The organism is Nostoc cf. edaphicum LEGE 07299, assembly GCF_015207245.1.
GTDB classification, from domain to species: domain Bacteria; phylum Cyanobacteriota; class Cyanobacteriia; order Cyanobacteriales; family Nostocaceae; genus Nostoc; species Nostoc edaphicum_B.
In genome coordinates this window covers 1-9554 of sequence record NZ_JADEXF010000060.1, presented here as the reverse complement: position 1 = coordinate 9554, position 9554 = coordinate 1, and the positions used below count along the sequence as shown (strand labels likewise).

Annotated in this window: 6 protein-coding genes and 1 pseudogene; 6 read left to right on the top strand and 1 reads right to left on the bottom strand. The window is 40.7% G+C overall.

Annotated features, from left to right (window positions below):
* Nucleotides 1–259: pseudogene (locus IQ229_RS03045) on the top strand (protoporphyrinogen oxidase HemJ); the annotation flags it as partial.
* Between the two features lie 215 nt (nucleotides 260–474).
* On the opposite strand, the gene IQ229_RS03040 reads toward IQ229_RS03045, so the two are convergent.
* Nucleotides 475–1383 (bottom strand): peptidoglycan-binding domain-containing protein, encoded by a 909-nt coding sequence (locus IQ229_RS03040; RefSeq protein ID WP_194041172.1) that lies wholly within the window; start codon nucleotides 1381–1383, stop codon nucleotides 475–477.
* A 247-nt stretch (nucleotides 1384–1630) separates the two neighbouring features.
* Between IQ229_RS03040 and IQ229_RS03035 the strand changes: the two genes are divergently transcribed.
* The 5 genes from IQ229_RS03035 to IQ229_RS03015 form a co-directional block, all read left to right on the top strand.
* Entirely contained in the window at nucleotides 1631–4771 is a 3141-nt protein-coding gene (locus tag IQ229_RS03035; RefSeq protein ID WP_194041170.1) for a leucine-rich repeat domain-containing protein, read from the top strand.
* Nucleotides 4772–5223: 452 nt separating this feature from the next.
* A complete protein-coding gene (locus IQ229_RS03030; protein ID WP_194041168.1) occupies nucleotides 5224–5463 on the top strand; it encodes a hypothetical protein in 240 nt (79 codons plus the stop codon).
* The gene (locus IQ229_RS03025) at nucleotides 5463–5987 is read left to right on the top strand and encodes a phage tail protein (protein WP_194041166.1); all 525 of its coding nucleotides are present in this window, start codon (nucleotides 5463–5465) and stop codon (nucleotides 5985–5987) included. The genes IQ229_RS03030 and IQ229_RS03025 overlap by 1 nt, the downstream gene beginning before the upstream one ends.
* A 269-nt stretch (nucleotides 5988–6256) precedes the next feature.
* The gene (locus tag IQ229_RS03020; protein WP_228013056.1) at nucleotides 6257–9064 is read left to right on the top strand and encodes a hypothetical protein; all 2808 of its coding nucleotides are present in this window, start codon (nucleotides 6257–6259) and stop codon (nucleotides 9062–9064) included.
* Between the two features lie 38 nt (nucleotides 9065–9102).
* On the top strand, nucleotides 9103–9554 hold a 452-nt coding region (locus IQ229_RS03015; RefSeq protein WP_194041162.1), incomplete at its 3' end, for a CIS tube protein.

Genomic DNA, 9554 nt, shown 5'->3' with positions numbered 1-9554 from the left:
GATGAAGAAATTAGCAGTAGATGAGTGTCGCTGGAGTGGTCAGCAATTACGTGCTTTAAATGAAGCGCCTACAGTTATGTTACTAGCGATCGTTTTGCTGGCTGTGTTTAAAAATAATCTACCTACAGATATCGCTGCTTGGGCTATTTTCGCCATGATTATTTTGATGGCAGTCACTATTCAACTTTACGCCAAAAAACGCAGGCAAGATAAAGAGAAATTGACGGCACAAATAGGACAACCACAAGAACAAAGTTAGACATTGAGTTCATTCTACTTACGCTTACTCACCCCATCACCTCACCCCGGTTTTGTCTAAAGCCAAAACCGCCCCTTTCCTTAGCAAGGCGAGGGGTTGAGGGTGGGGTAAAGCGTATGTGGGACAAGCATTTGAGCTTAAGTTTACATTAATGAACTGTGCGCCTCTACTACACGTTGCATCACAACAACAAATATTACCAATTAACCATTTCCTCATCCTGGAAACGTTTTCAGTAAATCATCCCCAGGAATTACGGTAGTGTAAAAAGTATATTTGCGATTAGCGACATAACGACGGTCTTGTTTAATAATTGCCATAAACTCTCTATGTCCCTCACGGGTACGCCCCACTAAACAACCCGCGCTAGCAAGGCGAATATCATTCCGAGGGAAATCAAAGCCGTAGTGTTGATTAACATAAAAATTATCACCTGTATCAAGTTTGTCGCCAGTCCGTTTAAAATCTCTGTTGAAATCTCTACAAACTGTTATATCTCCAACTTGCACTAACGCTTCATGAGGCTCTGCTGTACCGTGGGTGCCAACAGCCCAAGCTTTGTATTGTCCAAACTGAATCCTAGCTGCTCCTTTGGGATTCATCGGATTATAAGTGTAGTACCTCCCTGGTTCTGTAGTCGCTTCCCAATGATCTACGATTTTGGGAACGCCATTTACTACTTCAATAACAATGCGGCGATCGTTAAATTGATTGGGTGTATCACTGTTGAGAGTCCAGTCTGCATCTACGCCCTCTACATAAACAATGTTGTATTCTTTGGGATTGGTAAATACCTGATAACCTTTGGATAGCATATATTTCACAATCTTACTAGCGATGTCATTGCCTAGTTTTAAGGGGGGTTTAGGAAGATCGTCTATTTTGGTTTCAATCAGTTTCTTGGCTGTGACTGCTCCTAAAAAGCCACTCTCTTCAGTCTTTGTTAATTCTTGAAATTTTTTGAGAGATATCACAGAAACAGGGCCAAATTTCCCATCGGCTGGAGGTTCCAGCAAACCTAAGCCGATTAACAATACCTGAATCTGGCGAGCCAAGTCTGCATCTTCTGCGATCGCATCAAATGACCATTTCTCATCTTTTCCCAAGAAATCTTGTAGTTTCATTATGCACCTGCTTTCATTTACTGAGTTCTAAGTATAAACATCATTTTAAAAATTGATGTCGTCTAAAACTATACTCTAACGTAAAATATGATGTCATCTGGAGTCTGCGATATTTACCACGAGCTATGCTAAGGCACATTGCCTCTATGCAATCCTTGATACAGGCTACATAATTAATTAGCTAAATTTTTCTGCTGCGCGTTCAAGCAGCAACTCGTCGTCAGGCATCGCCTCTGTAAAACCCGAAATGACTAACGAAGAACTGCTGCAAATTATTGAACAAGCTGTCACAGACAAGGTGACAGAATTAGAGCTTTCTGGCAAAGGCTTAACAATACTGCCACCGGAAATAGTCCAACTCACCAATCTGCGATCGCTCGACCTCAGCAGCAATCAACTGAGCAGTTTGCCACCGGAAATAGTCCAACTCACCAACCTGCGAACGCTAGACCTCAGCAGCAATCAACTGAGCAGTCTGCCACCGGAAATAGTCCAACTCACCAACCTGCGAACGCTCGATCTCAGCAGCAATCAACTAAGCAGTCTGCCACCGGAAATAGTCCAACTCACCAACCTGCAAACCTTCGACCTCAGCTACAATCAACTGAGCAGTCTACCACCGGAAATAGTCCAACTCACCAACCTACAAACGCTCAAACTCAGCGGTAATCAACTGAGCAGTCTGCCACTGGAAATAGTCCAACTCAATAACCTGGAAACCCTCAATCTCAGTGGTAATCAACTGAGCAGTCTGCCACTGGAAATAGTCCAACTCACCAACCTGCAAATTCTCAACCTCAGCTACAATCAACTGAGCATTCTGCCACCAGAAATAGTCCAACTCACCAACCTGCAAACCCTCTACCTCAGCTACAATCAACTGAGCAGTCTGCCACCAGAAATAGTCCAATTCACCAACCTGCAAACCCTCTACCTCAGCGGTAATCAACTGACCAGTCTTCCACCGGAATTTAGACAACTCACCAACCTGCAAACCCTCTACCTCTACAACAATCAACTGAGTAGTCTGCCACCGGAAATAGTCCAACTCACCAACCTGCGATCGCTCAACCTCTACAACAATCAACTGAGCAGTCTTCCACCGGAAATCAGACAACTGCAAAACCTGAACAAGCTGGATCTTCGTAGCAACCCAGTTCCCATTCCACCAGAGATTTTGGGGTTGAAGGATTTATCCGAAGAACCTGGTGATGTGAATGAAATTCTTGATTTCTATTTTCGGGTGCAAGATCCAACCGAAACCGAACTATTCTATGAAGCCAAATTTTTAATTATTGGCGAAGGAGGAGCTGGTAAAACCTCTTTAGCCAAGAAAATTGCAGATGAAAACTACAAACTCCAGCCAGATGAGGAATCAACCGAAGGCATTGATGTCATCCAGTGGCACTTTACACAGCCCAATGGTAAAGAGTTTCGCGTCAACATCTGGGATTTTGGCGGTCAGGAAATCTACCACCAAACCCATCAGTTTTTCCTCAGCAAGCGATCGCTTTATGCTTTAGTTGCCGACACTCGCAAAGAAAATACCGATTTTTATTGGTGGCTGAAGGTTGTCGAACTCTTGAGTGACAAGAGTCCAGTTCTCATCATCAAAAACGAAAAACAAGACCGTGATTGCCAAGTCAATGAGCGCCAGTTACGAGGAGAATTTGACAACTTAGAGAAAATACTGGCAACCAATTTAGATACTAATCGCGGTTTAGCAGAGATTAAAGACGCGATTCAACTTTACATCAGCAGACTTGACCATGTTGGCACGCCTCTACCAAAACTCTGGGTAAGAGTGAGAACAGCGTTAGAGAACGATTCCCGAAATTACATCAGCTTTGAAGAATATTGTACCCTTTGCCGACTTAATAAATTAACAAACCGTAAAGATATGCTGCGCTTGAGCAACTATCTCCACGATCTCGGTGTTTGCCTCCACTTTCAAGATGATTCTACACTGAAACACCATGTCATACTCAAACCGGAATGGGGTACAACTGCTGTTTATAAAGTTTTGGACAATGACAATGTTAAGAAAAAGTTGGGTTGTTTTACTAAGAACGACCTTAAAGATATTTGGCAAGACGGCGAATATACGGATATGCGAGATGAACTTCTGCAATTAATGATGCGGTTTAAGCTTTGCTACGAAATTCCTGGTCATCGTGACACCTATATTGCGCCTCAATTGCTCTCTATTGAAAAAGCTGATTATACCTGGGACGATCGCCATAACCTCATCTTGCGCTACACCTATGACTTCATGCCAAAAGGCATCCTTACCCGTTTTATTGTCGAGACGCACCCTTGGATTGAACAGCAAAAACTTGTTTGGAAAAGCGGTATTGTTCTCAACAAAGACCAAACTCGTGCAGAAGTCATTGAAAACTACGATCAACGGGAAATTAAAATCCGTGTAGCCGGAAACCGCAAAAAAGAACTAATGGCTGTTGTCACCCATGAATTAGAAAAAATCCACAACTCTTACGAACGTTTGCAACCTAAAACCCTAGTTCCGTGTAACTGTGAGACTTGCAAAAACCTGCCACTACCTTATTCCTATTCTCTGGACTCACTCAAAAAACGCTTGAATGCTAGCCGCTACCAGATTGAGTGTGAGAACAGCTTTGAAATGATAGAGGTTCGCAAATTAATCGATGATGTCATGTTCCAACCTGCTAAAGCAGATGGAGAAATCAACCCCCAAGTTGCACAGTTGCAAAGCGAACTGGAGCGCAAGCGAGATGAATCATTGACGCATCGGTTACGAGATAGCAATCAAGAACAAAAACCTATCATGAATAGTCAATCTACAATTGAATTCGAGAAGGAAATTTTCATCTCTTATGCTTGGGGCGGAGAAAGTGAGCAATTTGTCAATAAACTAGATGAGACTTTGCAGGCAAAAGGAATCAAAATCATCCGTGATAAACGCGATTTGGGCTACAAAGGACTAATTAAAGCCTTCATGGAACGGATTGGGCGCGGTAAATGTGCGATCGCAGTTATTAGTGACAAGTATTTAAAATCTCCCAATTGTATGTTTGAGCTAGTGCAAATTGTTAAAAATGGAGAATTTTATAATCGAATTTTCCCGATTGTGTTAGCGGATGCCCAAATTTATAAACCTGTTGCAAGACTTAAATATATTAAGCATTGGGAAGAAGAAATTAAAGAATTAGATAAAGCTATGAGAGAAGTTGGTGCAGCTAATTTACAGGGATTTCGTGAAGAAATTGACCAATACACCGAGATTCGCAACACGATCGCAGAACTGACTAACCTGCTAAAAGATATGAACACGCTTACCCCTGATATTCACAGCGCATCCGACTTTGAGGAGTTGCTGAGTGCGATCGCACACCGTTTAGATGAGTAAAACTAGCTTATTGGTTAAGCTCAGAGGTTGAGTAATGTCTCCGATGGGCTAAACCTACGCCCTTTTAACTCGACAATTTGTATTCTGATGTGCAAGCTTTAAGTTCAAAAGTAGAATGATGAATGTTAAAGGTGCAACTTCGAGGATAAAAGGTGCAAGTCCGAGGATAAAAGGCGCAACTGCGAGGATAAAAGGCGCAACTGCGAGGATAAAAGGTGCAACTGTGAGGATAAAAGGTGTAACTGCAAGGGTTAAAGGTTAAGCGATCGCCCTTTTCTCTTCCTCATCTATGCATCAATCATTTTTCAAATTGGTATAACACAATTCCTCTAAGGGACTTCCAGCGAACGTAGGGGTGCAAGGCCTTGCGCTTCTACTAAGTTCGACTTTTGGCTACTTTTGATTCTGATGCAGTACCTTTAGCCTGGATTTAGGGAGAGTTTTTTTTATTTATGGACTCAAAACAGCAACAAAGTTTTTTCACCTTCGATGGAGATGTTGGCGGTACTGCTGGCTACGCTGGGGTTCCGGCGGTATCTGATGCTAGCAAGGCGGCTAAAACGGCAAATAAATATCTCAACGATTCACTGCTGATGAACCAACTCACAGAACACGTATATAAACTTTTGCTAGAAGATTTGCGATCGCAGCGGGAAAGGCTAGGTAATTATAATTCTCAAAGGTGGTTGTGATGGCTACAGGCGCTAATAACGGCAACATTACTCACGAATTAAATTATGTCACGACTAATCGTTTCTACGTAGAGATAGACAGTTCGATTGCTGCCTCTTTTGCTGAATGCACAGGATTAAGTATTCAAATTAAGAAAAATATTTTTCAGGAAGGCGGTGTTAACGACCAACAAAGAATTTATTTAGGTCATACAGAATTTGCAGACATAACTCTTAAACGTGGAGTTACCGATCATCCAGGTTTTTGGAACTGGATGAATGCAGTTTTTGATGAACAGAAGAAAACATCTCGACGCAATGTCAATATTCTGATTTTCAATCAAGCCGGTGAAACGATGATGAGTTGGACTTTGATTGGTGCTATTCCTATAACCTGGAAAACACCTGCGCTTCAAGCAGATGGAAAGGCAGTTGCCATTGAAGAATTAACTTTAGCTTATGAAGGCTTACAAGTTGCAAGAACTACAGGAGGAGGCACTTCTGTACAACGGAATCAAAAAAGTGGATATTTCGTTTCTAGCTAATTGGCTATTTTTAAACGATAACTATGCAAATTATTCAATCTCCGCTAGGAAACAATATTCAACCACTTGGAATAATATCATTTTTATCAAATCCTGATATAATGGTATTGAGAAAACAGTCTCATTCTCTGCATTCACGAAGTAATTTTCTAAGTCCCATCCAAACTAAGCTACCATTAGTTACATCCTCTAAATTTTTATTATCTCGTGAAAATGAACCATCGATACAACCATTAATAGGTTGGGATAATCAAGATATAAATAGTGATTTGTCATTATTTGAATCTGATTATTTTGATTCAATACCTCTACCCGAAAATAGTCATTTTAATACTGGTGAACTAGTAAAAGACAGTATTCCAGAGATACTGCCAAATCGGATTGATAAAACAAGTGATGATACCTCGCAACAATTAAATATTAAAGGTAAATCACAATCAAAAAAAGCAAATAAATCTCAAAAACCACTTGATAAAAAATCCAAATCCAAATCTAAAAAAGCAGCCAAATCATCTGTGGCTAAGAATATTGTTCAAAACAAGATTAATATTAATAGTAATGAAAATAGCTTATTAGCATCAGATGAGCCTTTGTCTGTTGAGGCTAATTTGGAAACACCTACATTGCAACTGGATAATGCTGTCGTTGATAATTCTCTAGGTTTGCCGTCAGCACGAACCTCAAATGATGCACCTACTTTACTCCATCCTTTGGCGAATGATGAAAATACTGTAGAGGCGCATATTGCTGTACCTAATTCTGAGTATTCAATTCCCAAAAATCCTATTGCACTACAACAAGAAATTGATTCTAGTGTTTCAAGTGAATCTCCAGCGAGTATACCTGTTGAGTTAACACCTACCTCAGTCGATATTGAAGACACACCTAGTTTATTCAGAAACTCTGATAATAATGAACCGTTAATAATTTCAGAGTCACAGTCTGGTATGGTGGTTCATGTCTCAGATGTCTCAGCAAATCTGACTTCACTGCAAGATGACAGCTATGTTGAGAGTACTAATAGCGAGTTTACAGAAAGTCAGCCCATTTTAGTACCACCTGAGATTGTTGAAACACCAACAATTACCGCCATATCGCCTGAGATTGGTGAAACTGCGATCGCACCACTTACAGCTATATCACCTGAGATTGTTGAAATACCAACAATTACTCCTACATCATCTGAGATTGGTGAAACCGCGATCGCACCATTTACAGCCACATCACCTGAGATTGTTGAAACACCAACAATTACTCCTACATCATCTGAGATTGGTGAAACCGCGATCGCACCATTTACAGCCACATCACCTAAGATTGTTGAAATACCAACAATTACTCCTACATCATCTGAGATTGGTGAAACCGCGATCGCACCACTTACCACCACATCATCTGAGATTGTTGAAACACCAACAATTACCGCTATATCGCCTGAGATTAATGAAATAGTGATCGCACCACTTACCACCACATCATCTGAGATTGTTGAAACACCAATAATTACCGCTATATCGCCTGGAATTGGCGAAACACCAACAATTACCGCCATATCGTCTAAGATTGGTGAAACAGCGATCGCACCACTTACAGCTACATCACCTGAGATTGTTGAAACACCAACAATTAGTACAACATCATCAGAGATTGGTGAAACTGCGATCGCGCCAATTACCGCTACATCAACTGAGATTTCTGAAACACCAACAATTACCGCTATATCGCCTGAGATTGGTGAAACACCAGTAGTTAGTGCAATATCCCCTGAGATTGGTGAAACTGCGATCGCACCACTTTTCGCCACATCAACTGAGATTTCTGAAACGCCAGTAGTTAGTGCTATATCACCTGAGATTGGTGAAACTGCGATCGCACCACTTTTCGCCACATCAACTGAAACTGCGATCGCACCATTTACCGCCACATCACGTGAGATTGGTGAAGCACCAAAAATTACCGCCATATCGCCTGAGATTGGTGAAAATGCGAGTATTTTCAGGGAAATTATTGACAATGAACAAATAGTAGAATCAGAATTTACCTCTGCGGTAACAAATGAAGAAAATCCTGAAATACCAACCTTTGTTGATACCTCAGATAATCCAACCTCCCCACAAAATGAGGTAAACACACTACCTCAAGTTGAGCAAAATGCGATCGCAGAAAATTTGCCAGCACATAAAGGTTATGCTACTGGTGGCCACGTAACAGATTCCCGCATTGAAAATCGTCAGCAGATAGCACCCTCAGATACAGTACCTGCAATGCTTACGCCTGGGGAGTTTGTGATTAATACTAGAGATGCACAGAAGAATCTACCCCTACTACATCACATAAACACGGGTGGAACACCGCAGGATATTATTCTTCCAAGTTTACAGGCACCCAATCCTACAGAACCAGAAGAACCAATTTCTCCAGAGACTCCGACTAAAGTCGATTCTTTTTCAGACGCTTCATTACAATTAAAAAGCGCTGAGACTGATTCACCTGAGATATCGAATTCTTTAATTCCTTCTTCCTTGGGGTTGAATATTAATAAACAGAAACTTTCTATTCTCAATTCTCCAGAAATTCATACCCTTCACAATGAAACAATTGATGTAGGTGAATCCTCACCCCAATACTCATCACCTCCCCTGATTTTCCGAAAAGCAAATTCCACCACTAATACATCTTCCCAATGGTCAAATACACCTTCTCAATGGTCAAGTGTGGAAGATTTACTAAATGGAAATGATGATGAATTCACTAGCTTTAATTTTAATGACGGAGAATCTAATAGCCAAAATTATGAATTTTCTCATGTTTCAGAATCACCACAAGTTTTTGCTAAACATCTTCCTTCACTTAGAGGCTTTGCTGATGGTGGAGAAGTTACTCCACCCGACATATCTAGAGAAATAGCACCAGTAACTGAGACTATAGAGAGCGCATCCTCATTTTCTCAAGAAGATGATAAAGATGATACAGCCGATCTTGAAGCTCTAGCTCGTGAAGTTTATAGCAGATTACGACAACGGATAGAAATTGAGCGAGAACGTCATGGTGGTTCCTCTGGTAGATTACCTTGGTAAATTTGTATTCAATAATTAATTTTTGGAGAAATACTCAAATGGCAAGTCCAGCAATTATTGTTATTCAAAAACGCCAACCGCAACTTGAGAAAGCCAAACTTGTAGCTTATAACGGTGAAGCGCCAGATATTGAATTAATGTTTAATCCTACAGATATTACTTTCGCTCGGACTGTTAAGTGGGAAAGTAAGGATGGTAATAGAGGAACTAATCTACTTCCGAAAGTAAACTTTTCTGGCGTTGAACCTTACAAATTTACACTCAAGCAGTTACTTTATGATACTTATGAAACGAAAGAGTCGGTAATGAAAAAATATATAGATACAATTAAGCTAGGTGTAGAGACTATCAGTAAAGCAACTGACAAACGCCCGCCTGTTTATATATTTACATGGGGAAATGAGTATTTTTATTGTGTAATCACGAGTTTAACCTATACTTTAAATATGTTTTTGAGTGATGGTACACCAGTCAGGGCACTGGTAGATAT